This is a genomic window from Paucibacter aquatile, assembly GCF_002885975.1.
Taxonomy (GTDB): domain Bacteria; phylum Pseudomonadota; class Gammaproteobacteria; order Burkholderiales; family Burkholderiaceae_C; genus Paucibacter_A; species Paucibacter_A aquatilis.
Genome location: NZ_POSP01000001.1, coordinates 253,126 through 279,542, shown reverse-complemented (window position 1 = coordinate 279,542; position 26,417 = coordinate 253,126). Strand labels below are relative to the sequence as shown.

General features: G+C 64.1%; 28 protein-coding genes. 18 read left to right on the top strand and 10 right to left on the bottom strand.

The annotated features are described in order from the left end of the window. Positions 1 to 64: 64 nt before the first annotated feature. Together C1O66_RS01305 and C1O66_RS01300 are read left to right on the top strand one after the other, a co-directional pair. On the top strand, positions 65 to 469 hold the full coding sequence (locus C1O66_RS01305) for a chemotaxis protein CheD (protein WP_223696747.1): 405 nt from the start codon (positions 65 to 67) through the stop codon (positions 467 to 469). A gap of 8 nt (positions 470 to 477) precedes the next feature. Further along, complete coding sequence (locus tag C1O66_RS01300; RefSeq protein ID WP_243392664.1) at positions 478 to 1,626, top strand: protein-glutamate methylesterase/protein-glutamine glutaminase; 1,149 nt, start codon at positions 478 to 480, stop codon at positions 1,624 to 1,626. A 135-nt stretch (positions 1,627 to 1,761) separates the two neighbouring features. Here the strand turns inward: C1O66_RS01300 and C1O66_RS01295 are convergent, their stop codons facing one another. Then, the gene (locus C1O66_RS01295) at positions 1,762 to 2,127 is read right to left on the bottom strand and encodes a response regulator transcription factor (protein ID WP_102766193.1); all 366 of its coding nucleotides are present in this window, start codon (positions 2,125 to 2,127) and stop codon (positions 1,762 to 1,764) included. Between the two features lie 282 nt (positions 2,128 to 2,409). Here C1O66_RS01295 and C1O66_RS01290 point away from each other — a divergent pair, with 282 nt between their 5' ends. From C1O66_RS01290 to C1O66_RS01250, 9 genes are all read left to right on the top strand, one after another. Further along, the gene (locus tag C1O66_RS01290; protein WP_207795875.1) at positions 2,410 to 3,849 is read left to right on the top strand and encodes a methyl-accepting chemotaxis protein; all 1,440 of its coding nucleotides are present in this window, start codon (positions 2,410 to 2,412) and stop codon (positions 3,847 to 3,849) included. Between the two features lie 34 nt (positions 3,850 to 3,883). After that, on the top strand, positions 3,884 to 4,744 hold the full coding sequence (locus tag C1O66_RS01285; RefSeq protein WP_207795874.1) for a phosphate/phosphite/phosphonate ABC transporter substrate-binding protein: 861 nt from the start codon (positions 3,884 to 3,886) through the stop codon (positions 4,742 to 4,744). A 22-nt stretch (positions 4,745 to 4,766) separates the two neighbouring features. Next, entirely contained in the window at positions 4,767 to 7,067 is a 2,301-nt protein-coding gene (locus tag C1O66_RS01280; protein ID WP_102766190.1) for a PAS domain-containing sensor histidine kinase, read from the top strand. A gap of 422 nt (positions 7,068 to 7,489) precedes the next feature. After that, entirely contained in the window at positions 7,490 to 9,157 is a 1,668-nt protein-coding gene (pilB, locus tag C1O66_RS01275; RefSeq protein WP_102766590.1) for a type IV-A pilus assembly ATPase PilB, read from the top strand. A gap of 56 nt (positions 9,158 to 9,213) precedes the next feature. After that, positions 9,214 to 10,434, top strand: a complete 1,221-nt coding sequence (locus tag C1O66_RS01270; protein ID WP_102766189.1) for a type II secretion system F family protein — start codon at positions 9,214 to 9,216, stop codon at positions 10,432 to 10,434. Positions 10,435 to 10,446: 12 nt separating this feature from the next. Further along, positions 10,447 to 11,379, top strand: coding sequence for a prepilin peptidase (locus C1O66_RS01265; RefSeq protein WP_102766188.1), 933 nt, complete (start codon positions 10,447 to 10,449; stop codon positions 11,377 to 11,379). Continuing rightward, entirely contained in the window at positions 11,370 to 11,990 is a 621-nt protein-coding gene (gene coaE, locus C1O66_RS01260; RefSeq protein ID WP_394341018.1) for a dephospho-CoA kinase, read from the top strand. The genes C1O66_RS01265 and coaE overlap by 10 nt, the downstream gene beginning before the upstream one ends. Positions 11,991 to 12,105: 115 nt before the next feature. Then, a complete protein-coding gene (gene zapD, locus C1O66_RS01255) occupies positions 12,106 to 12,861 on the top strand; it encodes a cell division protein ZapD (RefSeq protein ID WP_102766589.1) in 756 nt (251 codons plus the stop codon). A gap of 40 nt (positions 12,862 to 12,901) precedes the next feature. Then, a complete protein-coding gene (locus C1O66_RS01250) occupies positions 12,902 to 13,093 on the top strand; it encodes a DNA gyrase inhibitor YacG (protein ID WP_102766186.1) in 192 nt (63 codons plus the stop codon). Here C1O66_RS01250 and C1O66_RS01245 read toward each other — a convergent pair. From C1O66_RS01245 to tal, 3 genes are read right to left on the bottom strand one after another with little or no spacing between them, the layout of a single operon-like run. Next, entirely contained in the window at positions 13,079 to 13,720 is a 642-nt protein-coding gene (locus C1O66_RS01245; protein ID WP_102766185.1) for an HAD family hydrolase, read from the bottom strand. The two genes, C1O66_RS01250 and C1O66_RS01245, sit on opposite strands and share 15 nt — an antisense overlap. A gap of 4 nt (positions 13,721 to 13,724) precedes the next feature. Further along, a complete protein-coding gene (pgi, locus tag C1O66_RS01240) occupies positions 13,725 to 15,362 on the bottom strand; it encodes a glucose-6-phosphate isomerase (protein ID WP_102766588.1) in 1,638 nt (545 codons plus the stop codon). Between the two features lie 2 nt (positions 15,363 to 15,364). After that, a complete protein-coding gene (gene tal / locus C1O66_RS01235; protein ID WP_102766184.1) occupies positions 15,365 to 16,309 on the bottom strand; it encodes a transaldolase in 945 nt (314 codons plus the stop codon). A 228-nt stretch (positions 16,310 to 16,537) separates the two neighbouring features. Here tal and zwf point away from each other — a divergent pair, with 228 nt between their 5' ends. Together zwf and C1O66_RS01225 are read left to right on the top strand one after the other, a co-directional pair. Next, positions 16,538 to 17,983 (top strand): glucose-6-phosphate dehydrogenase, encoded by a 1,446-nt coding sequence (zwf, locus tag C1O66_RS01230; protein WP_102766587.1) that lies wholly within the window; start codon positions 16,538 to 16,540, stop codon positions 17,981 to 17,983. A 2-nt stretch (positions 17,984 to 17,985) separates the two neighbouring features. Beyond that, the gene (locus C1O66_RS01225) at positions 17,986 to 18,846 is read left to right on the top strand and encodes a MurR/RpiR family transcriptional regulator (RefSeq protein ID WP_102766586.1); all 861 of its coding nucleotides are present in this window, start codon (positions 17,986 to 17,988) and stop codon (positions 18,844 to 18,846) included. A gap of 45 nt (positions 18,847 to 18,891) precedes the next feature. On the opposite strand, the gene C1O66_RS01220 is transcribed toward C1O66_RS01225, so the two are convergent. The 6 genes from C1O66_RS01220 to C1O66_RS01195 all read right to left on the bottom strand — a co-directional run bounded on the left by C1O66_RS01220 (position 18,892) and on the right by C1O66_RS01195 (position 22,894). Continuing rightward, a complete protein-coding gene (locus tag C1O66_RS01220) occupies positions 18,892 to 19,212 on the bottom strand; it encodes an STAS domain-containing protein (RefSeq protein ID WP_102766183.1) in 321 nt (106 codons plus the stop codon). Between the two features lie 20 nt (positions 19,213 to 19,232). Continuing rightward, positions 19,233 to 19,883 carry an MlaC/ttg2D family ABC transporter substrate-binding protein gene (locus C1O66_RS01215; protein WP_102766182.1) on the bottom strand — a complete coding sequence of 217 codons (651 nt, stop codon included), beginning with the start codon at positions 19,881 to 19,883 and terminating at the stop codon, positions 19,233 to 19,235. A gap of 114 nt (positions 19,884 to 19,997) precedes the next feature. After that, positions 19,998 to 20,756, bottom strand: coding sequence for an MlaA family lipoprotein (locus C1O66_RS01210; RefSeq protein ID WP_243392663.1), 759 nt, complete (start codon positions 20,754 to 20,756; stop codon positions 19,998 to 20,000). A gap of 8 nt (positions 20,757 to 20,764) precedes the next feature. Beyond that, positions 20,765 to 21,250 (bottom strand): outer membrane lipid asymmetry maintenance protein MlaD, encoded by a 486-nt coding sequence (gene mlaD, locus C1O66_RS01205; RefSeq protein ID WP_102766180.1) that lies wholly within the window; start codon positions 21,248 to 21,250, stop codon positions 20,765 to 20,767. 16 nt (positions 21,251 to 21,266) lie between these two features. Then, on the bottom strand, positions 21,267 to 22,058 hold the full coding sequence (mlaE, locus tag C1O66_RS01200; protein ID WP_223696752.1) for a lipid asymmetry maintenance ABC transporter permease subunit MlaE: 792 nt from the start codon (positions 22,056 to 22,058) through the stop codon (positions 21,267 to 21,269). Beyond that, positions 22,055 to 22,894 carry an ABC transporter ATP-binding protein gene (locus C1O66_RS01195; RefSeq protein WP_102766179.1) on the bottom strand — a complete coding sequence of 280 codons (840 nt, stop codon included), beginning with the start codon at positions 22,892 to 22,894 and terminating at the stop codon, positions 22,055 to 22,057. The genes mlaE and C1O66_RS01195 overlap by 4 nt, the downstream gene beginning before the upstream one ends. A 207-nt stretch (positions 22,895 to 23,101) precedes the next feature. On the opposite strand from C1O66_RS01195, the gene C1O66_RS01190 reads away from it, so the two are divergent. Genes C1O66_RS01190 through C1O66_RS01170 form a run of 5 tightly spaced genes read left to right on the top strand, consistent with a single transcriptional unit; the run spans position 23,102 to position 26,411 of the window. Further along, positions 23,102 to 23,551: a type IV pilin protein gene (locus tag C1O66_RS01190; protein WP_102766178.1), complete on the top strand. Its 450-nt coding sequence runs from the start codon at positions 23,102 to 23,104 to the stop codon at positions 23,549 to 23,551. Continuing rightward, positions 23,545 to 24,177 carry a GspH/FimT family pseudopilin gene (locus C1O66_RS01185; protein WP_102766177.1) on the top strand — a complete coding sequence of 211 codons (633 nt, stop codon included), beginning with the start codon at positions 23,545 to 23,547 and terminating at the stop codon, positions 24,175 to 24,177. Before C1O66_RS01190 ends, C1O66_RS01185 begins: the two co-directional genes overlap by 7 nt. 13 nt (positions 24,178 to 24,190) lie before the next feature. After that, positions 24,191 to 24,712, top strand: coding sequence for a type IV pilus modification protein PilV (gene pilV / locus C1O66_RS01180; RefSeq protein ID WP_165794415.1), 522 nt, complete (start codon positions 24,191 to 24,193; stop codon positions 24,710 to 24,712). An 11-nt stretch (positions 24,713 to 24,723) separates the two neighbouring features. Continuing rightward, positions 24,724 to 25,773, top strand: coding sequence for a PilW family protein (locus C1O66_RS01175; protein ID WP_102766175.1), 1,050 nt, complete (start codon positions 24,724 to 24,726; stop codon positions 25,771 to 25,773). Beyond that, positions 25,767 to 26,411 (top strand): pilus assembly PilX family protein, encoded by a 645-nt coding sequence (locus C1O66_RS01170; protein WP_102766174.1) that lies wholly within the window; start codon positions 25,767 to 25,769, stop codon positions 26,409 to 26,411. The genes C1O66_RS01175 and C1O66_RS01170 overlap by 7 nt, the downstream gene beginning before the upstream one ends. Positions 26,412 to 26,417 lie beyond the last annotated feature (6 nt).

Sequence of the window (26,417 nt, the reverse complement as noted above, 5' to 3'; positions counted from 1 at the left end):
CTTGATGCCTGGTCAGTGGCATTTTGGCCAGGGGGCGTTGTTGAGAACGCTTCTGGGGTCCTGCGTGGCCATCACCTTGTGGCACCCCGTCAAGAAAATCGGCGGCATGTGTCACTTTCTACTGCCCAGCAGAACCACACGAGGCACAGCCCCCTTGGATGGGCGCTATGGGGATGAAGCCGTGGAACTGTTGCTGCAAGCGATCAAACGCAGTGGCACCGCGCCTTCGGAGTACTTGGCGCATCTCTATGGCGGCGCCGACACCATGCCCGACGGCGTCAACATCAAGTTCAACGTCGGCGAGCGCAATATCGAAATGGGGTGGAGCTTGATCGACAAGTATGGCTTTCAGATGCAGGACGTCGATGTCGGCGACAGCGTTCCACGCACGGTCTCACTCGATTTGCCCAGCGGCCGAGTCGAGGTCAAACGCAGCACCGGACATGCCTTGATCGGAGCCAAGAAGTGAATGCGCGTTTGCGTGTGGCCATCATTGATGACTCGGCCATCGTGCGCAAGCACCTCAGCCAAGTGCTTGAGGCGGCAGGCATTCAAGTCACGATCACCGCCAGCGATCCTCTGTTTGCCTGGCCCAAGCTGGAAGCCAACTGGCCTGACGTCATCGTGCTCGATGTAGAAATGCCACGCATGGACGGCATCAGCTTCCTCAAGCGTTTGATGGCCGAACACCCGACACCGGTGGTGATGTGCTCAACCCTGACCGAAGCCGGCTGCGAGACCACCATGCAAGCGCTGGCTGCCGGAGCCATCGGTTTCGTGACCAAACCCAAGCTCGGCTTGCGGGATTTTCTGGAGGGGCCAGGCAACGGCCTGGTGGGCGCGGTACGCGCAGCTGCGCGGGCAAACGTCCACGCGCTTCCCAGCCAGATCGCGGCGCAGTCCAATTTGAGTTCCGGCGCAAGCCAGCCCATGACTCGGGTCAACTCAGCAGTTCCCCTGGGTGCTTCTGCACCGCGCGATCGGCTCGCGCCCGGGGCACTCGCGAGCACCTCCGCCATGTCCGAGACCACCGACCGGGTGATCGCCTTCGGCAGTTCCACCGGGGGCGTTCAAACCATTGAAACCGTGCTCAGACAACTGCCGCGCACCACGCCCGGCATCGTCCTGGTTCAGCACATGCCCGAACGATTCACCCATCCCTTTGCGTCCCGCCTCAACAGCATCACGGAACTGGAAGTGTTGGAGGCCAAGGACGGCGACCGGGTCATCAATGGACGTGTCCTGGTGGCACCGGGCGGGCGCCATATGCAACTCAAACGCAGTGGGGCCCAGTACGTGGTCGAGGTGCGTGATGGCCCCTTGGTCAATCATCACAAACCATCGGTCGACGTCTTGTTCAAGTCGGTTGCACATTGCGCGGGACGCAATGCGATTGGCGTCATCTTCACGGGCATGGGCGACGACGGTGCGCGCGGCCTGCTGGAAATGCGCAAGTCTGGCGCGGCCACCCTGGCTCAGGACGAAGCCAGCTGTGTCGTGTACGGCATGCCGAAGGCGGCTGCTGAGTTGGGTGCGGCACAGCAAGTCCTGCCGCTCTCGGACATTGCACCCACCCTGCTGCGGCTCAATGGCGTAGTTGCCGGCCTGAATCGCCAAGCCGACTGATCCGCATGGCGACCACACGATCCCAGGCGGCCCCAAAGGCGCTGCCCGGCTGCGGGTCGCAGCAACGCACACCCACGCCACTTCCTCAGAAGCGCCTCATCGACAGCTTGCAGACGCTCCCAATGGCGGGGACTCTCAGCGCAAGACCTTGTCGATGACTTTCATCAACTCCATCGGGCTGAAGGGCTTGATCAGATACTCGTCCGCCCCGACCCGCAACCCTTCTTGCTTGTCGGCTTCCTGCCCTCGCGCAGTCAAGAGAATCACTCGGATGCGCTTCAAAACAGGATCCGCTTTGACGCGGCGGCAAACCTCCAAACCGCTCATTCCGCCGGGCATCATCACGTCCAGCAGTATCAAATCGGGCTTGAAACTACCGAGCTTGCTCAGTCCTTCATGGCCATCAGCGGCTTCGTCGATCTCGTAGTCGTCAAACTCCAGCGTGACACGAATCAACTCACGGATCTCTTCCTGATCTTCAACAATCAGTATCTTCTTCATGAACCGGCTCCGGGTCGATGACAAGTGTTCCGGAATGATGCCTCAAACCCGCAGCCATCGTGCAAGAACCCGGGAATTGCTGGCACTACTTCACGGCCCCACAGTGGCGTTGCTTGGCCCCTCAAGATTACGCTGCAGCTGGCCGAAAGCACGGCTTGAGCCTGCGCCGGCGTTGGAGACTGCATGAACCCGAATTCAAGCCATGATCGAACCATGCTGGCCATCATCGCCAGCAACGCCTTGCTTGCCGTGGCCCTGGGCTTCGGCCGTGAATCCTCGGGCATGGCGCTGCAATGGACGCTGCCCTGCCTGGTGCTGGCGGGCTTGATCTACCGCTTCCGAGGCGGAACCGAATTGGGCCGCCTGGGTTTCGCCACCCTGCTGATGATTCTCGTGGCCTTGCAGTTGCAGCTGACTCAGGGGGCCAACAGCATCCACGCCAATGTTTACATCTCCCTGTGTTTGCTACTGCCCTATGGCGACTGGATAGTTATCGCCTACATGACCGGCTTGTTCTGCGTCCATAGCCTGGCCTTCCATTTCTTCAACTCGAGCAGCATGCCGCTGTATGTGCACGAGACCAGCGGATCGTGGTCACTGGTTGCAGACTGGGGCTTCTTGCTGGTCCTCAGCGCCTTCTTGATTTTCTCGGCGCGACAGATGCGCCAACAAGCCAACGAGCGCTTTGAAATGGAGTTCCTGGTCAAGGCCATGGGACAGGACGGGCCGATCCGATTGAATCTGGACGCGGTGCGTACCGACTCCAACGTCGGCTCCCGCCTCAAGCATGTCCAGCAACGCATGGCTGCGGCACTTCGACTGGTGCGCGACGCCATTTTCAAGGTTCATGCCGCGGCACACGAAGTCGGCGAGAGCAGCTCCGAGCTGATGGAACGCACCAATCGCACTGCAACAGGCCTGAACGACGCAACCATGTCCTTGGAGCAGATCACGGTAATCGTGAAAGAAAGTGCCCGCGCCTCGAAGGAGGCTTTGGCACATTCGCAAGCCTCGTCGGCTATGGCAAGCAAAGGCGGTGAAGTGGTGCAGCAGATGGTCAGCACCATGCAGGAAATCGATCAGTCCTCACGCCGCATCACCGACATCATTGCGGTGATTGATGCCATCGCTTTCCAGACCAATATCTTGGCACTCAATGCAGCCGTGGAGGCAGCACGGGCAGGCGAGCAAGGGCGTGGCTTTGCCGTCGTCGCCAGCGAAGTGCGCATGCTGGCGGGCCGCTCCGCCGAAGCAGCCAAGGAGATCAAGCAGCTGATCACAGCCTCCACCGAAACCGTGGCGCGCGGCACCCAACAAGCCAGCCTTGCCAGCAGCACGATGATGGACTTGGTCAGTTCGGTCAAAAGCGTCAGCACGGTGTTCGACAGCCTGACCGCCGACAACGCTGAACATGCCCAGGGCATTGAGGTCGTGGCGGCTTCGGTCAAGGAGCTTGATGCCATCACCCGACAGAACGTCCATGTGGCCGAACGATCTGGGCAGATTGCCGACGAACTGCTGCAGCAGGCAGTGAGCTTGGCCGAAGTGCTGACTACGTTCCGGCTCGGCGATGACAAGGCCGTGGCGGAGCTCTTGAAAACAGCTCAGCAATCTGCCTTGGCCTCCAGCCAAGCGCAAGCCTCGCTGATTCAACGCCGCAGTCAAGTTCAGAGCCAAGCAAGCAACAACCCCGACGGCAACTCCAATATTGACTTTTTCTGATGGCCGCGTTTTCAGAAAGATAGGAGCCTTCACCATGTGCCGAACAATCGCCCTCATCAGGCAGGTCCTCGTCGCTCTCACGATGGCCCTGGGTCTGCAGGCGGCCAGAGCGCAGGCGGAGGAGCCGCTGTACCGCTTCTCACCGGTCAACCAGGCCAATATCGCGTTGACCGCGGACTATTGGAACCCGATCATGGCCTACGTCTCGGAACGCAGCGGTGTGAAGCTGACCCTGAAAATCGGCCGAACATCCGCCGACACGACAAGTTATGTTCTAGCCCAGGAGGTCGAGTTCGTCTTCAGCAACCATTTGTTCAGCCCGGAGCGCGAGAAGCTCGGCTGGAAAGTCATTGGCCGACGACTCACGCCCCCCATCCACGGGCAGATCATTGTTCCTGCCGACTCCACAGTCACCGATCTGAGTCAACTGGCCGGCAAGGATGTGGTCTATCCGGGCCCGGAGGCGCTGGTGTCCTACAAACTGCCGTATGCCTTCTTGTTGAGCAAGAAAATCGACACCAAGGTGGTGTTCGCCGGCAATGCTGATGGCGCCTTGGCCCAGCTTTTCAGCGGAAAGGCCAGCGCCGCCGGTGTGAATTCGCAGTTGGCAGAGAACTATGGTCGGCGTGAAAGCAAGAAATACCGAGTGCTTTGGAGCTCGGAGCCCATGCACGATCTTGCTCTGATGGCCGCAGCCAAAGTTCCAGCCAAGGACGTACAGGCTGTGGCCAAGGCTTTCGCCGGCATGCACAAAGATCCCAAGGGGCGAGCCATTCTGTCCGAGGTCTCCAAGCATATCGGGCTCTCCGAGGAGGCCTATTTCATTCTCTCGGATGGAAGCGAGTACGAGCCCTACCGACGCTTTTATCAAAGCGCCCCGGCTCAATTGCGTTGAACTGGCAAGCTAAGGCGGCCCAATGCTTGCCATGACCGCCTCGCGCTTTTTGCCCTCCAGCCTGATAGGGCGAGTGTTTCTCCTCTATCTGACATCCTTGCTCCTGGCCTTGAGCGGGGCGATCGGTTGGTTCGCATCGCGCAGCTATGTCGACAGCATCAACGGTGCACAAGATTCGGCAGACACCTTGATCAGCCTGCTGGGCCCAGTGGTCAGTGAATCGGCCGTGATCGGCGACTACGACACCATCGAACGCGCCCTGGCCCGCGCCTCCAAGCACAGCGATATCAGTGCCGCTCTGTTCATCGATCTCAAAGGAGGTCGCATTGAGCGTCATGCTCACCAGGACCCGGAACTGCGTGCGCCCAGTTGGCTCAGCAAGGCGATCGCCGAGCAACTGCCCGAACTCAATATGGCCGTGACAGCCGGCGGCAAGGACTACGGCGTCCTGCGCCTGCGCTTCAACACCGCCCACATTGCCAACAGCTTCTGGCAGCAAAGCCTGGTGGCGGTGGGTCTGGGGCTGCTGAGCTTGCTGGCCGGCCTCGGTCTGGTCTGGTGGCCGCTCAACCGTTGGTTGGGCAATCTGGGCCAGATCCGCGCCTTCGGCGAGCAACTGCAGGTTTCGGGCGGGGCGCTCAGCCCCATGCAAACGGAAGACGCGCCGCTGGAATTTCGCCAGACCTTCGAGGTCTTGAACCAGGCCGCCAGTTCGCTGCAGCTCGAGCGTGAGCGTGCCGCCGTAACCTTGTCGGCCATTGGTGATGGCATTGCCAGCACCGACGCCGAGGGCCGCATCCTGCTGGCCAATCCGGTGCTTGGCCAATTGCTGGAACGGGCGCCCGAGCGCCTGCTGGGCGAGCGCATCCAGGAGCTGCTGCCCGATCTGAGCCGCGACCTCGACCCGGCCCTCGATGCAGCGCGCGAAGGCCATTGGAAGGCGCGGCTGCGGCTGAACCCTGAAGGCTGCGACGCCGTGGTGTTGGACCTGAGCCGCACGCCCATTGCAGGCGGCGGCTGGGTCTACGCCTTCCGCGACATCAGCCAGCAACAGGCCCTGGACGACCGCTTGCAGGAAGAGCTGCAGGCCCGCGCCCAGGCCATGCAGACCATGCGCCGCATGCTGCAGGACTTTGCGGCGACACCGGCGCAAGACCAGACCGGCGCCAGCCGTGCCCTGGTCGGCAGTGGCAGCAGCGAGGAAAGCGCCGCCCTCTTGCAGCTGGTGCAGGAGCTGATCCAAAGGCTGCGCGAACGGGGCGAGCAACTGGCCGCCATCTTCGCCCTCAGCCCGGACGGCTTTGTGTCCTTCGACGCCCAGCACATCTGCCGTTATGTCAGCCCGGCCTTTGCACGGCTGGCCGCCTTGCCGCCCGAGCGGGCACTGGGCCGGCATGAGGACGAGCTGCTGGAGGCCGTGCTGAGCCTGCGTGCCGCCGACGCGCGCGCCATCAGCTTCCAGGAGCTGCGCAGCGGCAAGCTGCGCATCGAGCTGGAGCGACCGACACGCCGTGTGCTGGAGCTGGCCTTGCACGAAGGCGTGAGCAGCGACGGCGCCGCTGCCGCGCAGCTGCTGCACCTCAGCGATGTGACCCACCAGGTCGAGGTGGAGCAGATGAAGAGCGAGTTCCTGAGCACCGCCGCCCACGAGCTGCGCACCCCCATGGCCAGCATCTACGGTTTCACCGAGCTGCTGCTGATGCGTGAACAGCCCCCCGAGCGACAGAAGGAGATGCTGGGCCGCATCCACCGGCAATGCCAGTCCATGATCGCCATCCTCAACCAGCTGCTGGACCTGGCTCGCATCGAGGCCCGACGCGGCCAGGACTTCGAGCTCGAAGTGCTGGACCTCCAGGCCTTGGTTCAGGAAGTGGTCGACGACTTCATCCCGCCTGACGCACGCGCCCTGCCCGCACTGAGCCTGCCCAGCCAAGGCTGCCGCATCCATGCCGATCGGCAGAAGCTGCAGCAGGTGCTGCGCAATCTGCTGTCCAACGCCTACAAATACTCGCCGGCCGGTGGCCCGGTCGAGCTGAGCCTGAGCATGGCCGGCGCCAGCAGCGATGGATCGGCCATGGCCGTGCTGGCGGTGCAGGACCACGGCATCGGCATGACCGAGGAGCAGCTCTCGCACGTCACCGAGCGCTTCTATCGAGCCGACAAGTCGGGCGCCATCCTCGGCACCGGCCTGGGCATGAGCATCGTCAAGGAAATTGTCGAACTGCACGGCGGCCAGCTGCTGCTGGCCAGCGCCCCGGGGGTCGGAACCACGGCCACGGTGCGCCTGCCCTTGCTCGCAGCGGAACCCGCCGAATCCCTGTGAACCCAGCCCGGTAGGTTTTGCTTGCGAACTTTTACAAATCCTCACCAAACCCGTTGACTGCAGGCCAGGGTCCGGGCCCGGCCTGCCCGGCGTTTGGCGCAGGTCTCGGTTTGAAAGGCGCTGGCTTCGATGGCCAAGGGGCTCCGCGTCGACCGCACGCATCCTCACAAGCCCTCGGCGGCCAGGGCTTCGCCCGGCTTTTCAGGGCTTCACCAAGGGCTTCCCCGGGGTGAAATCGTGTGCTCCGGCACATCGGCCCGCGCGCTCTGCGGCCTCGCTCGGTTTACAGTCCTGATTGATACGCCTTGTCCATCCTGCCTCCGTGGGATGGACGCCCCACTCATCGACCTGCGAGCCTGATCTACACCGTGGAACCCACCCTGGCCGAGCCGCCTCAGTCCGCCCTTTCGGGCGTGGCGCGCATGCTGGTGCATGCCGGCAAGCTGCAGCCCAAAGCGGCCGAAGACCTGATGCGCCAGGCGCGCGAGAAGAAGACCAGCTTCGTCAATTCGGTGATCGCGGCGGGGCTGGTGAGTCCGGTGGATCTGGCCCACACCCTGTCCACAGCCCTGGCCGTGCCGCTGCTGGACCTGAACGCCATGGATGTTCAGCGCATGCCGCAGAACATCATCGACAACAAGCTGGCCCAGCAGTACCAGGTGGTGGTGCTGGGGCGGCGCGGCAGCCGGCTCTTCATCGGCGGCGCCGACCCGACCGACCAGGACGTGGTCGAGCGCATCAAGTTCGCCACCCAGCTGACGCCGGAATGGGTGATCGTCGAGCATGACAAGCTGACCAAGCTGCTGGCGGGCGCCAGCTCCAGTGCCAGCGAGGCCCTGGAAACCATCACTGGCGGTGATTTCGATTTCGACATTGCCGAAGAAGAAAGCGCGCCGCAGGAGACTGCCGCCGAACTGGCCGATGTGGAAGACGCACCCGTGGTGCGTTTTCTCCAGAAGATGCTGGTCGACGCCATCAATCTGCGCGCATCCGACCTGCATTTCGAGCCCTACGAGTTCCATTACCGCGTGCGCTTTCGCGTGGACGGCGAGCTGCGCGAAATCACCCAGCCGCCGATCGCGATCAAGGACAAGCTGGCTTCGCGCATCAAGGTGCTGTCGCGCCTGGACATTGCCGAACGTCGCGTGCCGCAAGACGGCCGCATGAAGCTGAAGTTCGGCGCCAAGGCCATCGACTTCCGGATCAGCACCTTGCCGACCCTGTTCGGCGAGAAGATCGTGATCCGTATCCTGGACCCGTCCTCGGCCAAGCTGGGCATCGACGCCCTGGGCTACGAAAAGATCGAGAAAGAGCGCCTGCTGGCTGCCATCTCACGCCCCTACGGCATGGTGCTGGTGACCGGCCCGACCGGCTCGGGCAAGACGGTGTCGCTCTACACCTGCCTGAACATCCTGAACCAGCCGGGCGTCAACATTTCGACCGTGGAAGACCCGGCCGAAATCAACCTGCCCGGCATCAACCAGGTCAATGTCAATGACAAGGCGGGCCTGAGCTTCTCGGCCGCGCTGAAGTCTTTCCTGCGCCAGGATCCCGACATCATCATGGTCGGCGAAATCCGCGACCTGGAAACCGCCGACATCGCCATCAAGGCCGCCCAGACCGGCCATATGGTGATGTCCACCCTGCACACCAATGACGCGCCCAAGACCCTGACCCGGCTCTTGAACATGGGCGTGGCCCCGTTCAACATCGCGTCCAGCGTGCTGCTCATCACGGCCCAGCGCCTGGTGCGGCGCTTGTGCGAAAACTGCAAGGCACCGGCCGAGTACCCGCGCGAAGCTCTGCTGCGCGCCGGCTTCAAGGAAGAAGAACTGGACGGCAGCTGGAAACAGTACCGCGCCGTGGGGTGCAACAGCTGCAACAGCGGCTACCGCGGCCGGGTGGGCCTGTACCAGGTGATGCCCATCACCGAGGCCATCCAGCGCATCATCCTGGCCGAAGGCACGGCCATGGACATCGCCGCCCAGGCCCAGGCCGAGGGGGTGCGCGATCTGCGCCAGTTCGGCCTGGTCAAGGTCCGCTCGGGCGTGACCACGCTCGAAGAAGTGCTGGCGGCGACCAATGAATAAAGAACCGTTTGCCGCAGGGCAGGAACAAGGACAAGGGCCTGAGGCCAGGAGGTGGTATGGCGACTAGTGCGGCAGCCAAGAACACGGCGGAGTTCGTGTTCGAGTGGGAAGGCAAGGACCGCAACGGCAAGATCGTGCGAGGTGAGTTGCGTGCCGGGGGCGAGGCCATGGTCAGCGCCACCCTGCGCCGCCAGGGCATCCTGGTCAGCAAGGTCAAGAAGCGCCGCATGAGCGGCGGCAAGGCCATCAAGCAAAAAGACATCGCCATCTTCACCCGCCAGCTGGCCACCATGATGCGTGCCGGCGTGCCGCTGCTGCAGTCCTTCGAGATCGTCGGCCGCGGCAGCACCAACCCGCGCCTGACCCGCTTGCTCAACGACATCAAGCAGGACGTTGAGACGGGTACCAGCCTGTCCAACGCCCTGCGCAAGCAGCCGCTTTACTTCGACGCACTCTACTGCAACCTGGTCGAGGCCGGCGAAGCCGCCGGTATCCTGGAATCCCTGCTCGACCGCCTGGCCATCTACCAGGAAAAAACGGTCGCCATCAAGAACAAGATCAAGTCCGCCCTGACCTACCCGATCGCCGTGTTTGTGGTCGCCTTTGTCGTGGTGGCCGTGATCATGATCTTCGTCGTACCGGCCTTCAAGGACGTGTTCAAGAGCTTTGGTGCCGACCTGCCCGCGCCGACGCTGGCCGTGATCGCGATGTCCGAGTTTTTTGTGTCCTATTGGTGGCTGATCTTTGGCAGCATCGGTGGCGGGCTGTACTTCTTCTTCCAGAGCTGGAAACGCTCGGTCAAGATGCAGCACACCATGGACCGACTGCTGCTGAAGATTCCGGTCTTTGGCGATCTGCTCTACAAATCGGCCGTGGCCCGCTGGACACGCACCCTGTCCACCATGTTTGCCGCTGGCGTGCCCTTGGTGGAAGCGCTGGATTCGGTCGGTGGCGCGGCCGGCAATGCTGTCTTTGCCGAGGCGACCGAGAAAATCCAGCGCGATGTCTCCACCGGCACGGCACTGACCACCTCGATGCAGACCACCGGCATCTTCCCGACCATGGTGATCCAGATGGCCGCCATTGGCGAAGAGTCCGGCTCGCTGGACCATATGCTGGGCAAGGCCGCCGAGTTCTTCGAGGACGAGGTCGACGAGGCCGTGGCCGCTCTGTCCAGCCTGATGGAGCCCTTCATCATCGTGATCCTGGGCGGCATCATCGGCGGCATCGTCGTGTCCATGTACCTGCCCATCTTCAAGCTCGGCCAAGTGGTCTGACCAGCCTACGACATGACTCCTGATTACGAATGGTTGTTGAGCCCGGCCATGCTGGGCCTGCTGGGCCTGTGCATCGGCAGCTTTTTGAACGTGGTGATCCACCGCCTGCCCCTGATGATGGAGCGCCAATGGCTGATGGATTCGGCCGCCCAGCTCAGTGATGCCGCCGAGCTGAAAAAGGCCGCCGCCTGGAAGTCCGTCGAGGCCGACACACTGGCCCGCTCCGCTCAGTCCCTGAGTCAGCAGCTCGACAAGCTGCCTCACCTGGGCATCGCCACGCCGCGCTCGCGCTGCCCGCATTGCGGCCATCAGCTGGCCTGGCATGAGAACCTGCCACTGATCGGCTGGCTGCGTCTGGGCGGCAAATGCGCGGCCTGCAAGGCCACCATCTCCAAGCGCTACCCGCTGATCGAGCTGGCCACCGGCCTGCTGTTCGCCGCCCTGTCCTGGCGCTTCGGCGCCCGGCCCGAGACCCTGCTCTGGTGCGGCTTCGGTGCCACCTTGCTGGCCCTGGCGGCCATCGACTGGGACACCACCCTGCTGCCCGATTCGCTGAACCAGCCCTTGCTCTGGGCCGGCCTGGCGGCTTCCCTGCTGGGCTTGACCGCCCTGCCCTTGAACTCGGCCTTGACCGGCGCCTTGGTGGGCTATCTCTCGCTCTGGTCCATCTACTGGCTGTTCAAGCTGGCCACAGGCAAGGAGGGCATGGGCTATGGCGACTTCAAGCTGCTGGCCGCCCTCGGTGCCTGGCTGGGTTGGCAGATGATTCTGCCCATCGTGCTGGGTGCCTCGCTGATCGGTGCCATCGTCGGCATTGCCATGAAGCTCAATGCCCAGCTGCGTGAAGGCCGCTACGTGCCCTTCGGCCCCTTCCTGGCCGGCGGCGGCCTGGTCGTGCTGTTTGCGGGCCAGGAGCGCGTGCTGGGCTGGCTGGGCTGGGCGTGAACGTGCCGCAGCCGCCTGTGCGCATCGGCCTGACCGGTGGCATCGGCAGCGGCAAGAGCACGGTGGCCGGCTTCTGGGTCGAGGCCGGCGCCGCACTGATCGACACCGACGCCATCTCGCGCGCCTTGACCGCGCCCGGTGGTGCGGCCCTGCCCGCCATTGCCGCCGCCTTTGGCCCGCATGTGGTGAATGCCGATGAAGGCCTGGTGCGCAGCGTCATGCGCGAGCTGGTGTTCGCCGATCCGGCCGCGCGCCAGCGCCTGGAAGCCATCCTTCACCCCATGATCAGCGCCGAGACCGCGCGTGCCGCTGCTGCGGCCGCCAGTGATCTGATCGTCTTTGATGTGCCCCTGCTGGTGGAGTCGGGCCGCTGGCGTCAACGCGTCGACCGGGTGCTGGTGGTGGATTGCGCCGAGGCTCTGCAAATCGAGCGCGTCACGCAACGCTCGGGCTTGAGCCGCGAGGCCGTGCAGGCCGTGCTGAACGCCCAGGCCAGCAGGTCCCAGCGCCGCGCCTGTGCCGATGCCGTGATCCACAACCAGGATCTCGGCTTGAGCGAGCTGCGGGCGCAAGTCCTGACCCTCGCCGCCCGCTGGCGCCGCACAAAATAGGACGCTTGCAGGCGCGATGAAGCGTCGAGCAGCGATGGGCTGTGAAACAATCACGGCCTCGGGTGCGCAGCCGCGCCCCGCTTGCGAGCAACGCTGACCGACAGGGATGGCCGCCTTGGTCCTTTACGAGTACCCATTCAACGAGAGCATCCGCACGATGCTGCGCCTGGAGCATCTGTTCGACCGGCTCGGACAGCTGATGGCGCGCGAAACCCCGCTCGATCACCATTTCGCCCTGGTCACCATTTTCGAGATCATGGATGTGGCCTCTCGGGCCGATCTCAAATCCGACCTGCTCAAGGAGCTGGAGCGCCACAAGGTGCAGCTCAACAGCTACCGCGGCAATCCGGCGATTGCCGAGAGCGTGCTCGATGAAGTCATTGCCCGCATCGACCATGCCTTCGACGGCCTCAACAAGCTCTCCGGCAAGGCCGGCCATGTGCTGACCAGCAATGAATGGCTGATGAGCATCCGCAGCCGTATCAGCATCCCGGGCGGCACCTGCGAGTTCGATCTGCCCGCCTACTACACCTGGCAGCAGTTCCTGCCGGCCCGGCGCCGTAACGACCTGATGCAGTGGACGCAAAGCCTGATGCCGCTGGCCGAGGCCCTGCAGGTGCTGCTGGGTCTGCTGCGCGACAGCGGCTCGCCGCACAAGGTGGCGGCCGTGGCCGGCCAGTTCCAGCAAAGCCTGGGTGCCGGCCGCAGCTACCAGCTGCTGCGCATGCGCCTGGACCCCAGCCTGGGCCTGGTGCCCGAGATCACCGGCCACCGCCTGATGGTGTCCATCCGCCTGATGCGTCAGGACGAGGAAGGCCGGCTCAAGCCCGCCCACCAGGACGCCAGCTTCGAGCTGACGCTCTGCGCCTGATCAGGCCGCGACACCCCACTTGTTTTCTGATTGATCCGCCATGGACTCCCCCGCTCAGCCCCGCATCGTGCCCTGCCCTACTTGTGGCGGCGATTCGATCTTCGCCCCCAGCAACAGCTGGCGGCCGTTTTGCAGCCAGCGTTGCCGACAGATCGATCTGGGGGCCTGGGCCAATGAAGACTTCCGGGTCGAAGCCAGCCCGCCCGTCGAGGACGACTCACTGCCTCACTGACTGAGGCGCCGCGCTCAGCAGGCCTCGCGCCCGCAATTCCTGACTGGCCTGCTCGGCCGAACGGAACAACAAGGTTTGCCAACCCAGGGCCTGGGCCGCGGCGATATTGACCGGATGGTCATCGAGGAACAGGCAGCTCTCGGGCTCGACGCCAAACTGACGGCAGGCCAGCTCAAAAATCTCCACCCCAGGCTTGACCACCTGGACCCGGCCCGAAAACACGCCCTGCTCGAACCATTGATGCAGCGGGTGGCTGCGCTCCAGATGATCGGCCAGTGGTGCGGGCATGTTCGAGAGAAAGAACAGGCGGTGACCCGCCTGCTTCAAGCCCTCGATCAAGGCCACGGTACCGGGCTGAAGCTGCAACTCATCGGGCACGGCGGCCACGACCTGGGCCACCTCTTCAGGCGGCCAGCCGGTGCGCGCCGAAATGCGCTCGATCACGGTCGGCGCGTCGATCAGGCCTTGGTCGAAGGCGCCCCAGGCGCCAGCGTAGTTCTCAAAAAACTCGGCCGCCAGGGCCTCGCCTTGGGCGGCGTCGGCCACGCGGTGGGGCCAGACGCGGGCCAGCAGGCTCGGCGGGTGCCAGCGGAACAGGACACCGCCGAAGTCAAAAACAATATTCACGCGTTCACTCGGACAAGAGATGGTTCAGCAGGCCGGCGGTCGAGCCATCCAGCCCGGCAGCGTCGCCGCTGCTCAGGCGCGGCAGCAGGCTGTTGCACAGAGCCTTGCCCAGTTCCACGCCCCACTGATCGAAGCTGTTGATGCCCCAGAGCGCACCGCTGACGAAGACACGGTGCTCGTAGAGGGCGATCAAGGCGCCCAGCGATGACGGCGTCAGGCGATCCAATACCAGGGTGGTGCTGGGACGGTTGCCGGGGAAGCTGCGGTGGCGGGCCACGGTGCCGGGGTCGAGCTCGGCCGAGGCGGTGGGCGCCTTCTCGCCCAGGGCTTCCTCGAAGCGCTTGCCCTGCATCAGGGCCTGGGACTGGGCCAGGCAGTTGGCCAGCAGCTTGCGGTGCTGGTCTTGCAGGCAGGCCTCCAGATCACCGGCCACATGGGCGCCGAAGTTCGGGTGCTTCACCGCAATGAACTCGACCGGAATCACATCCGTGCCCTGGTGCAGCATCTGGAAGTAGGCGTGCTGGCCATTGGTGCCCGCCTCGCCCCAGACCACCGGGCTGGTGCCGTAGGGCAAGGCCTGACCCTGCAGGTCCACGCCCTTGCCATTGCTCTCCATCTCCAGCTGCTGCAGGTACGCCGGCAGGCGGCGCAGGCCCTGGTGATAGGGCGCCACGCTGCGGCTGCTGAAGCCGTGGAAATTGCGGTACCAAAGATCCAGCACACCGAGCAGCACTGGCAGATTGCGCTCCAGCGGTGCCTCGGCGAAGTGGCGGTCCATGGCATGGGCACCAGCCAGCAGGGCGCGGAAGTTCTCCGCGCCGATGGCGATGGCGATCGGCAGGCCGATCACCGACCACAGCGAATAGCGGCCGCCGACCCAATCCCAGAAGCCGAAGGCCGTGGTGATGCCGAAAGCCGCAGCGGCCGCGGTGTTGCTGCTGGTGGCAACGAAGTGGCGCGCCACGTCCGTTCCACCGGCGGCCAGGAACCAGGTCCGCGCCGCCAGGGCATTGGCCAGAGTCTCTTGGGTGGTGAAGGTCTTGGAGGCGATCACGAACAGCGTGGTCGCCGGGTTCAGCTGGGGCAGCAGCGGCGCGAGATCATGGCCGTCGACATTGGAGACAAAATGCAGCTTCAGCCCCGGCTGGGTGTAGGCCTGCAAGGCGCCCACCACCATGGCTGGGCCGAGGTCGCTGCCGCCGATGCCGATGTGCACCACATCGCGGATGCCGCTGGTGGCCGTGTCACGCACGCCTTCGGCAAAAGCCAGCATGCGGTTCAGCGAGGACTGCACGTCCTCGCTGTGCAAGCCCTGGCCCGCAGGCGCACGCAGGGCCGTGTGCAGCACCGCGCGGCCTTCGGTCAGATTGACCGGAGCGCCGGCCAGCAGCGCATCGCGTTGAGCCTCCAGACCGCAATCGCGCGCCAGCTGCAGCAGCAGCTGCAAAGTCGGCGTGTCGATGCGGTTCTTGGACAGATCGGCAAACACCTCGGGTGCTTGCAGCGACCAGGTCTCGAAACGCGCCGGCTCGGCCGCAAAGGCCTGGCGCAGATCGAAATGCTGGCCGCTCGCCTGATAACGCTCAGTCAGAGCGGCCCAGGCCGGGCTTTGGTCACAACGCAGATGCGGTGCTGGGGACATCTTCAACTCGCGATCATCTGATCCAGTTTGGCCGAGTCAATGGCAAACAGGCGGATGCCTTCGGCCAGCTTCTCGGTGGCCATGGCATCCTGGTTGAGGGCAAAGCGGAAACCCGCTTCATCGTAGGAAACAGCAGCAATGTCGGCGGCGCGCGCGGCCTCGGCATCCAGGGCGCGCGGCAGGGGCGCGTCCAGGGCCTGCAGCTGGCTCAACAGATCGGGGCTGATGGTCAGCAGATCGCAGCCGGCCAGGGCCTGGATCTGGCCCACATTGCGGAAGCTCGCACCCATGACCTCGGTCTGGATGCCGTGCTTCTTGAAGTAGTTGTAGATCTGAGCGACCGACTTGACGCCCGGATCGTTGGCACCGGCCTGGGCGGCTTCGTCCCAGGCGGCACCGGCGCTCTTCTTGTACCAGTCGTAAATGCGGCCGACGAAGGGCGAGATCAGCTGGATGCCAGCGGCGCCGCAGGCCACGGCCTGGCAGAAGGAGAACAGCAGGGTCAGATTGCAGTGGATGCCTTCGCGCTCAAGTTCAGCGGCGGCCTGGATGCCTTCCCAGGTGGCGGCGATCTTGATCAGCACGCGCTCACGGCCGATGCCGGCGGCTTCGTACAAGGCCATGATGCGGCGCGCGCGGGCCACGGTGGCGGCGCGGTCAAAGCTCAGGCGGGCATCGACTTCGGTCGACACACGGCCCGGCACGACCTTGAGGATCTCCAGACCGAAACGCACCAGCACCTGGTCGACGATCTCGTCCAGCGGCTTGCCTTGATGGGCAGCCACGGTGTCCTTGAGCAGGGGCGCGTAATCGGCCGACTGCACTGCTTTCAGGATCAGCGAGGGGTTGGTGGTCGCGTCGCGCGGTGCGAACTGGGCCAGCTGCAGAAAGTTGCCGGTGTCGGCGACGACGGTGGTCAGGGACTTGAGTTGATCGAGCTGGTTCACGGGGCACTCCAAAAAGCGGTTCAAACCTCCATTAGAACCGCTCTTGCGCAGTCCCTGTCGCCGCAAGCCTGAGCCTCGGTTACAGCCGCGCTTGAGAGCAAACCCCCATGAGCGCCGCAAAAAAGGCCGGCCGCATTGACCGAATTACGAAACTCATGCATCATAATTCCAGAAACTTTGTTACATCAAGGGTTCATTTTTTCGATGAACCGCAACAGGGCCCATCTCATGTCTTTCGATCTCGTTTTCTTCGGCGGCACTGGCGACCTGACCTGGCGCAAGCTCATGCCCGCCCTGTTCCAGGCCTTCCGCCACGGCAAGCTGCCGGCCGGCGGCCGCATTCTGGCCGTGGCCCGTGACGAGATGAGTGACGAGCGTTACCGCGAATGGCTCAAGGAGCGCTTCCGTGAGGTGGACGGCTCCAAGCGCCCCAATGAGGAAGAGTTCGAACGCTTCGCCGCCCTGCTGCACTACCGCCGCATGGACCTGTCCCAGCCCGAGCATTACCAGCGCCTCAAGGACTGGCTGGACGAGCGCAGTGCCGACACCGTGGTGCTGTACCTGGCCACCAGCCCGCATCTCTTCACCCAGATCTGCCAGCAGCTCGGCGAAGCTGGCCTGAACCACGAGCGCGTGCGCGTGGTGCTGGAGAAACCCCTGGGCCACGACTTGGCCAGCGCCCAAGAGATCAACACCGTGGTGCGCTCGGTCTTCAAGGAAAGCCAGGCCTTCCGCATCGACCACTACCTCGGCAAGCCCTCGGTGCAGAACCTCTCGGCCCTGCGCTTTGGCAACGCCTTGTTCGAACCGCTGTGGCGCCGCGAGAGCATCGCCAACATCCAGATCACCCTGGCCGAAGAGCTGGGCGTGGGCACACGGGGCGCCTTCTACGACGGCACCGGCGCGCTGCGCGACATGATCCAGAACCATGCCCTGCAGCTGCTGACCATGATTGCCATGGAGCCGCCCTCGACCAACGACGCCGACGCCATCCGCGACGAAAAGCTCAAGGTGCTGCGCTCGCTCAAGCCCTTCACGCCGGAGAGCGTGGCCCGCGATGTGGTGCGCGGCCAGTACCGCGCCGGCACGGTGGGCGGCGTGGCCGTACCAGGTTATCTCGACGAAGCCAAGGTGCCGGCCGACAGCCCCTGCGAAACCTTTGTCGCCCTGCGCACCGAGGTGCAGAACTGGCGCTGGGCCGGCGTGCCCTTCTACCTGCGCACCGGCAAACGCCTGGCGGCCCGTGACGCGCAAATCGTCATCAACTTCCGCCCCGTGCCGCACCCGATTTTCCCGGGCACCAACCAGGCCAACCGCCTGGTGATCAAGCTACAACCGGAAGACGGCCTGGAGCTGCAACTGCTGGCCGCCAAGGGCGGCGCCCATGGCGAGGCCCTGTCGCCCGTGTCGCTGGACCTGGACTTTGACAAGGCCTTCGCCAGCAACCGCGTCGGCGCCTACGAACGCCTGCTGCTGGACGCCATCGCCGGCCGACTGAACCTGTTCGTGCGCAGCGATGAGCAAGAGCAGGCTTGGCGCTGGGTCGAGCCCATCCTCGACGCCTGGAAGCAAGACAGCGCCGGCCCCCGCCCCTACACCGCAGGCTCCTGGGGCCCGGCCGCCGCCAGCGCATTGGTGGCGCGCGATGGCTTTGCCTGGTCAGAAGAAACATGAGCATTCTTGAACGCGTCAAGGCCGCGCTACCGGCCCTGCCGCCGGCCGAGCAGCGGGTGGCCAAGCTCTTGCTCGGCGATGCACGGGCTTTTGCCAATCTGCCCGTCAGCGAGCTGGCCGATCGGGCCCATGTGTCCAAGCCCACCGTGGTGCGCTTTTGCCGCAGCGTGGGCTATGACGGCCTGACCGATTTCAAGCGCAAGCTGGCCGGCAGCGTCAACGAAGGCGTGCCCTTTGTGCACCGCGCGGTGGACGAGGACGAGAAGCCCGGCGACCTGATCGTCAAGGTGGTGGACAACGCGGTCGCTGCCTTGCTGCACTACCGCAACGACGCGGCCAGCCATGCGTTTGAATGCGCCATCAATGCCTTGGCCGAAGCGGCGCGCAACCAACGCCGCATCGAGTTCTACGGCGTGGGCAACTCCGGCATCGTGGCCCAGGATGCCCAGCACAAGTTCTTCCGCCTGGGCATCAACACCGCTGCCTGCAGCGACGGCCATGTGCAGCTGATGAGTGCCACCATGCTGCAGCCGGGCGATTGCGCCGTCATCATCAGCAATTCCGGCCGCAGCCGTGACCTGCTGGACGCGGCCGAGATCGCGCGCAAAAAAGGCGCGACCACCATCATCATCACCGCCAGTGGCTCGCCCCTGGCGCAGCTGGGCCTGAGCCCGGGCCAGGTCTTGCTGGCGGTGGACCACCCCGAGGACTATGACCGTTACAGCCCCATGGTGTCGCGCCTGCTGCACCTGACGGCGGTGGACATCCTGACCACCGGCGTGGCCCTGCGCCTGGGCGCCGACCTGCGGCCCATGCTGCAGGAGATCAAGCGCAATCTGCGCGGCAAACGCTACATCAGCTGAACGACAGAGACGCCGGACGGGAGCCCAGCGCGCCATTGGGCATCGTCAAGCGGCGGTGGCGGGCACCAACTCAGGCCAGAGCAGCTCGGCCACGCCGTAGACCCGGGCCAGCTCCTGCAGCTTGGCCGGCACCTCATGCAGGCGCAACTTCAGGCCTTCAGCCTGGCACAGGCGTGCGGCGCTGATCAGCAGAGTCAGCACGGCCGAATCGAAATGTTGCAAGTCGGCGAGGCTGAGGTTCAGCTCGCGGGCCGCCGCGCTGCGCAGCTGCGCGCACTCGGCGCGCAGGCTCTGCTGCAGGCCGGGCCACAGCAAACCCGCTTCGCTCAAACCCACCGAAGCGGGCAGCTTGAGCATGGAGGGCATGGAGCTCACCGTTCCGCGCCTCAGGCCTTGCCGCCAGCGGCCGCAGCCTTCTGGTTGCGCTCGGTCAAGGCCTTGATCAGGCCGTCGATGCCGTTGGCGCCAATCTCTTGCGAGAAGCTGTTGCGGTATTGATCGGCCAGCCAGATGCCGAGCACGTTGACGTCGTAGATCTTCCAGACGGCGCCGGATTTTTCCAGGCGGTAGTCGAGCTGGATCGGATCGCCCTTGCCGCGGATCTCGGTCTTGACCACCACCTCGGTGTCGCTGGGCGAAGCGCGCAGCGGACGCAGGGCGATGGTCTGGTCCTTGACCTGGGTCAGCGCGCCGGCGTAGGTGCGCACCAGCAAAGTCTTGAATTCATCCTGCAGGCGCTGCTGCTGCTCGGGCGTGGCCTGGCGCCAGAAGCGACCCACGGCCGACGAGGTCATGCGCTGGAAATTGACATGCGGCATGACCTTGCCATCGACCAGATTGATGATCTTCTGCAGATCGCCGGCCTGGATGGCCTTGTCGCTCTTGACCGTCTCCAGAGTCTCCAGCGAGAGCTGGCGGATCAAGGTGTCCGGCGCGCTGGCATCGGCCGCCCAGGCGGTTTGCAGCGGCAGGGCGGCGGAAAAAGCACACGCGGCAGCCAGCAGGCTGCGCAGAACCAGGCGTTTGGTGGCGATCATTCTTGCGGTTCCTTTCAATCTCGGAGGGGCTCAGTCATACACAACGCGCGAGCCGAAATTCGGTTCACCACCCCAAGGCGCGTCAACGTTCGGGGCGAGCAAGCGCAAGCCCGTTCAGGGCCCGGCTTGCGGGCTGGACGCGGGAACGGCAGGCGCTTCGGGCGTCAGCACTTCGTACTCGTCATCGCTGCCAAAGCTGCCGCGGCGCTGCAGATAGGCATCACGGATGAAGGTGTACTTGTCCAATGCAATGCCATCCAGCATCTCCCCTGCACGCAAGAAGTTGGCTCGAGCGTTGACCAGTTGCAAGGCCGACAGCGCCGTCTTGCTGTAGCCATCCTTGACAACGAGCGAAGGCGATGTGGCGATGCGGTCGAAGGGCAGCGCCAAGGTGTCACGCACGGACGATGGGCCAAACAGGGGCCAAACGATGTAGGCGCCCGTACCCGTGCCCCAGACACCAAAGGTCTTGCCCAGGTCTTCGCTCTTGCGCTCCAGGCCCACTTCGGTGGAGATGTCGATCAAGCCACCGAAACCCAGGGTGGAGTTCACCGCAAAGCGCATGCCCTGCTCCACGCTGGCCTTGAAGCGGCCCTGCAGCAAGAGATTCACCGCCGACCAGGCGTCCGCCACATTGCTAAAAAAATTGTCCGCGGCCAGGCGCACCGGTGCGGGCACGATGTCGCTGTACACGGTGGCCACGGGCTTGAGCACATGGGTGTCCAAAGACTCGTTGAAGTTGAAGACCTTGCGGTTCCAGTTTTCCCAGGGGTCGAGTTTCTGGCCCGGCGCACCCGGGCCACGCAGGCTGGCGCATCCGCTCAGCACGAGGATGCTCAGCACCAGTGCGACACGGCGCCAGGAGCGGTCCATTCGGGCTCTCATGGTTTGGCCCCGCCGGCCGGCGTGCCGGAATCGGCGGCCTTGTTGTAAAGGAATTGGCCAATCAGGTTTTCCAGCACCACGGCCGATTGCGTCTGGCTGATGTTGTCGCCTGCAGCCAAGTTCTTCTCGTCCGCACCGGCCTCAAGACCGATGTACTGCTCACCCAGCAGGCCGGCGGTCAGGATCTTGGCAGAGCTGTCCTTGGGAAAGGCCACGTTTTTGTAGAGCTTCATCACCACCTTGGCCTGGAAGCTCTTGTCATCGAAGGTGATGGATTCCACCCGGCCGATCACCACGCCGGCACTCTTGACCGCGGCGCGGGCCTTGAGGCCACCGATATTGTCGAACTTGGCCGTGACCTGGTAGGTCTCGTCAAAGTTCAGGCTCAGCAGGTTGCCGGCTTTGAGGGCCAGGAACAGCAGCGCGGCGCCGCCCAGCAGCACAAAGAAACCCACCCATGCGTCATGCCTTGAGGCTTGCATCCTCTACCCCTACAAATCAAATCGAGAACATCATCGCGGTCAGCACAAAGTCCAGTGCCAGCACCGCCAACGACGACATCACCACCGTGCGCGTGGTCGCCTGCGCCACGCCATCGGGCGTGGGCTTGCAGGCATAGCCTTGCAGCAAAGCCACAAAGGTCACGGTGATACCAAAGACCAAACTCTTGATGACGCCATTGCCGACATCGGCCCAGACGTCCACGCCGCCCTGCATCTGCGACCAGAAAGCGCCCGCATCAATGCCGATCAGGGGCACGGCCACCAGCCAGCCTCCGATGATGCCAATGGCCGAGAACAGCGCCGCCAGCAGCGGCATGGCGATGAAGCCACCCCAGAAACGCGGCGCCAGCACCCGGGTCAACGGATCGACCGCCATCATTTCCATCGCGGTCAGTTGCTCGCCGGCCTTCATCAAGCCGATCTCTGCCGTCAAAGAGGTACCGGCACGGCCCGCAAACAAGAGGGCAGAAACCACCGGACCCAACTCGCGCACCAAGCTCAGCGCCACCAGCAAGCCCACGGCCTCGGCCGAACCATAGCGTTGCAAGGTGTAATAGCCCTGCAGCGCCAGCACAAAGCCAACGAACAAGCCCGAGACGCCGATCAGAGACAAGGATCGATTGCCCAGGAAATAGATTTGCTCGCGCACCAGCGAGAAACGCAGCAGGGCGGCCGGCGTGCGGGCCAGAAGCTGGAAAAACAGCCGGGTGCTGGACCCCAAATCCACCAACTGCTGTCGCAATGTGCGGCCCAGTCGGGCGGAGAACTGCGTCAGGGTCGCCATCATGCCGACACCCCCAGACCGAAATCCTGGTTCACCGGGCAAGCTGGCTGATGGAAACGCACGGGACCATCGGCATGGGCACCGACGAACTGCTGCACCAGCGGGTCGCTGCTGTGGCGCAAGTCGTCCGGCGTGCCCTGGGCGACCACGCGGCCATTGGCAATCATGGCCACCTCGTCGGCGATGGTAAAGGTTTCATGCAGATCATGGGACACGATGATGCTGCTCAATCCGAGCGCATCGTTCAGGTCGCGGATCAAGCGCGCAGCTACACCCAGGGATATGGGGTCCAAGCCCGCAAAGGGCTCGTCGTACAAAACCAGGTCCGGGTCCAGCGCAATGGCGCGCGCCAAGGCCACCCGGCGCGCCATGCCGCCAGAGATCTCGGAGGGCAGCAGGTCGCGTGCGCCACGCAGGCCCACCGCGTTGAGCTTCATCAGCACCAGATCGCGGATCATGGCTTCGGGCAGTTTCGTGTGCTCGCGCAGCGGGAAGGCCACGTTCTCGAACACACTCAGATCGGTGAACAAGGCGCCGAACTGGAAGAGCATGCCCATGCGACGCCGCACGGCGTAGAGCCCATCGAGATCCAGGCCGGCGAGATCAACGCCGTCAAACAGCACCTGGCCCGAAATCGGCTTGATCTGCCGGCCCAGCAAGCGCAAGACCGTGGTCTTGCCACCGCCGCTGGTGCCGATCAGGGCCAGCACCTTGCCGCGCGGGATGCGCAGATTCACGCGCTCCAGGATCACCCGGTCGCCATAACCGCAGCTGACATCGCGCAATTCAATCAGAGGCGTTTCGGACGCGGCAATGGAAGTGGATGAATATGGGGCCATGAGCCTTGGCAGGGCGGGCCAGGGCCCGTTTTTGACAAAGATCACATCATAGGGGAAACACCGATCGCGCACCGAGCCGCCGAGAAGAGCCCCAAATACTTCACATTTCCGGGCCTGAGCCCGACCAGCGCGAGGGACAGTCTGATAGGCGGCTACACAAGCGAAAACCAGCGGCCGAGAATTCATTCCAACCAGGAGCACCCCACCATGCCAGCACGCGTCACCCCTTCCCAATCACGTCCAGCTCAGGGCTTCACCCTGATTGAAGTGATGGTGACCGTGGCCATCATCGGCATCCTTGCGGCCGTGGCCCTGCCGTCCTACCAGGCCTATGTGGTGCGCGGCAAGATCCCCGAAGCCACCGCCGGCCTGGCCACGCGGCAGGTGCGTCTGGAGCAGTTCTTTCTGGACCGCCGCACCTATGTGGGCGCACCGGATTGCAACTCCGACGCCACCAGCAGCAAGTACTTCACCTTCTCTTGCTCTGCGTCCAGTGCCACGGCCTTCACTCTGCGCGCCGTGGGCAAAGACAGCATGGCCGGCTTCACCTACACCATCAACGAAGCCGGAGTGAAGACCAGTGCGGCCCTGCCCACAGGCTGGACCACACCCAGCCCCAACACCTGCTGGGCGACCAAGAAGGACGGATCATGCTGACAAAGCCTTCGGCGCTCGGGGACCGAGCCTCGCTGCAGGCCGGCGTGACGCTGATCGAACTGATCGTGAGCTTGGTCTTGGTCGGTATCTTTCTGGCCATGGCAGCGCCGAGCTTCTCCACCTGGCTGCAGAACAGTCGGATTCGCAACACCGCCACCTCCTTGAGCACAGGCATTCAACTGGCCAAAGCCGAAGCGGTGGCACGCAACACGGCGGTGCGCTTCCAGCTCACCACCAGCTTGACCAATACCTGCGCCCTGAGCACCAGCGGCACTAACTGGGTGATCAACGTGATCGGCGCCAACACGGCGGCCGACTCGGTGGCCAACCGCTGCGCTTCAGCGCCTTCGGACACGGTCCAGCCCCGCATCCTGCACACCAAGCCGAGCAACGATGGCAATGGCACCGTTCAGATTGCCGCCAACGCGAGTTCGGTCACCTTCAACAGCCTGGGCAAGCCCACCCCCACGCCCAACGCTGCCATCGTTCTGGACGTCAGCAACAGCGCTGCGGGCTCCTGCGGCACCGACGGTGACGCCGTTTGCCTGCGCATCGTGATCACGCCTTCGGGACAGGTACGCATGTGCAACCCCAGCCTTCCCAGCGGCGATGTTCAGGCCTGCTGAACGGGAGTCCCCCATGACTGTCTTCCAGACCCCGAGCCCAAAGTCCAGAGCACGCAGTCCGGGCCGCCCTCATGGGCTCCGAGGCTTCATGATGCTGGAGGTGCTGGTTGCCTTGCTCGTGTTCGCGCTCGGAGTCCTGGGCTTGGTCGGCCTGCAAGCCACGGCGGTCAAACAGGCCGGGCAGGCCAAGTACCGCTCGGATGCTGCCCTGCTGGCCAATCAGCTGATCGGCAGCATGTGGGTGGGCAATCGCAATTTGGCCGAGCTGCAGGCCGAGTACAGCAGCGCCGACGAAGGCGCCGGCTACAAGCTCTGGCTGGAAAAGGTCAGCGCCACCCTGCCCGGTGTGGCTGACCACCCGCCGACCGTCACCTTCACGCAAGTCAATCCTCTGCCGGCCTTGGCCGGCCGGCCGGCCGGTGGCCCGGTCCTGACACCCAGCCTGCGGGTCACCATCACCGTCAAGTGGGCGGCGCCCGGCGAGAACCTGGGCAGCACCCCCCACAACCTGGTCATGATCAGCCAGCTGAAGTGATCGGAACCCTTATGAAATCGACAAACCTTCAGCGCCCGGTGGGCCATCCGCAGAACGGCTTCAGCCTCATCGAGCTCTTGGTGGGCGTGGTGCTGGGCATGATCGCCGTGATCGTGGTGATGCAAGTGTTCTCCCTGTCCGAGCGGGGCCAGCGCAGCGCCACCAGCGGCGACGAAGCGCAGACCAATGGCGCCATCGCGGCCACCGAACTTCAACGCAATATTCGCCAGAGCGGGCACGGCGCTGCCAATCTGTTGCTGGCCGGATGCAGCCTGACTTTGCCAGGCGGACGGGTGCTCTCGGGACTGGGCCCGGTCACCATCAACCACGCCAGCATCCCTGCAGGCGACAGTGGCAGTGACACCCTGCTCGTGGTGTTCAGCAATGGCAACGGGGCACCCGAAGGCGACCGCATCATCGCAGAGCCGAACGCTCTGACCTACACCGTCGCCAACGCCACTGCTTTCAACATCAACGACATGGTGATCGCAGCCAACCAAGTTCGCCCCACACCTTGCAACTTGCTACTGGACCGTGTCAGCGCCGCGCCTGTCGGCGCCAACGTCACGGTCGCCGTTGGCGCAGTCGGCTTGCAAGACACCTTGTTCAACTGGGGCTTGGCGCCCAAGGTATTGGCCTATGCCGTGCGCAACGGTCGGCTGACCCAGTGCGACTACATGGTCAACGACTGCAGCAGCGAGGCCGCCCAAGTCTGGGTGGAGATCATCGACAACGTGGTCAATCTGCGCGCCCAGTATGGTCGCGACACTTCCGCGGCGCCCATGGACGGGATCGTGGACCTTTTCGATCAAACCACGCCAGCCACTGCGTGCCAATGGGCCCGGATGTCAGCGGTCCGCCTGGCCATCACCACGGTCAGCGGTCAACGTGAAAAGACCATCGTGACCGACAGTGGCAACGCCCCCCGCTGGGCGGGAACTGAAGAGGCGCCCATCGACCTTTCCGCCGAGAACCTGTGGCAGTACTACCGCTACAAGGTGTTCGAGGCCATCGTGCCGCTGCGCAATCTGGCCTGGCAAGGAGCGGTCGCAACATGTTGAAGCCTCGCCGCCTCATTGCTGCCCCTGCCCCGCGCTACGCGCCAGGGCGCGGCAGGCACCAGCAAGGCATTGTCCTGATGCTGGCCATCGTGGTCCTGGTCATCATGTCCCTGGCTGCGGTCGGCTTGATGCGCTCCATGCTGAGCAGCAACAAGGTCGCAGGCAACCTGGCATTTCAACAGTCAGCCATCCAATCGGCAGACATCGGCATCGAAAGCGCCGTAGCCTGGTTGGAGCAAAACAACTTCGGCACCAATCTGCACAACAACATCACCATCGCTGCCGGCCGCCCCGTCGGCTACCTCGCTCTGCGCCAGGACCCGGCCGCCAATCAGAGCTGGGAGATCTTTTGGAATGCTGTACTGATCCCCAGCAACACTGTGACCACCTTGGCCGCCGACACAGCCGGCAACACGGTCTCCTTTGTGATTCAACGTTTATGCAACGGCCAGGGAGCGCCGACATCCGGCATCAGCTGCGAGTCCCCCCCCTCCACAGACCCTGGCGAAGGCACCAGCAAGCAAGCTGCAGGCGGAACGCCCATCGGCATACCCAACCAACGTTACTACCGGATCACTGTCCGTGTTGTAGGCCCCCGCAGCACGATTGGCTTTGTCCAAGCCATCGTGGCGCTTTGAGGTGGG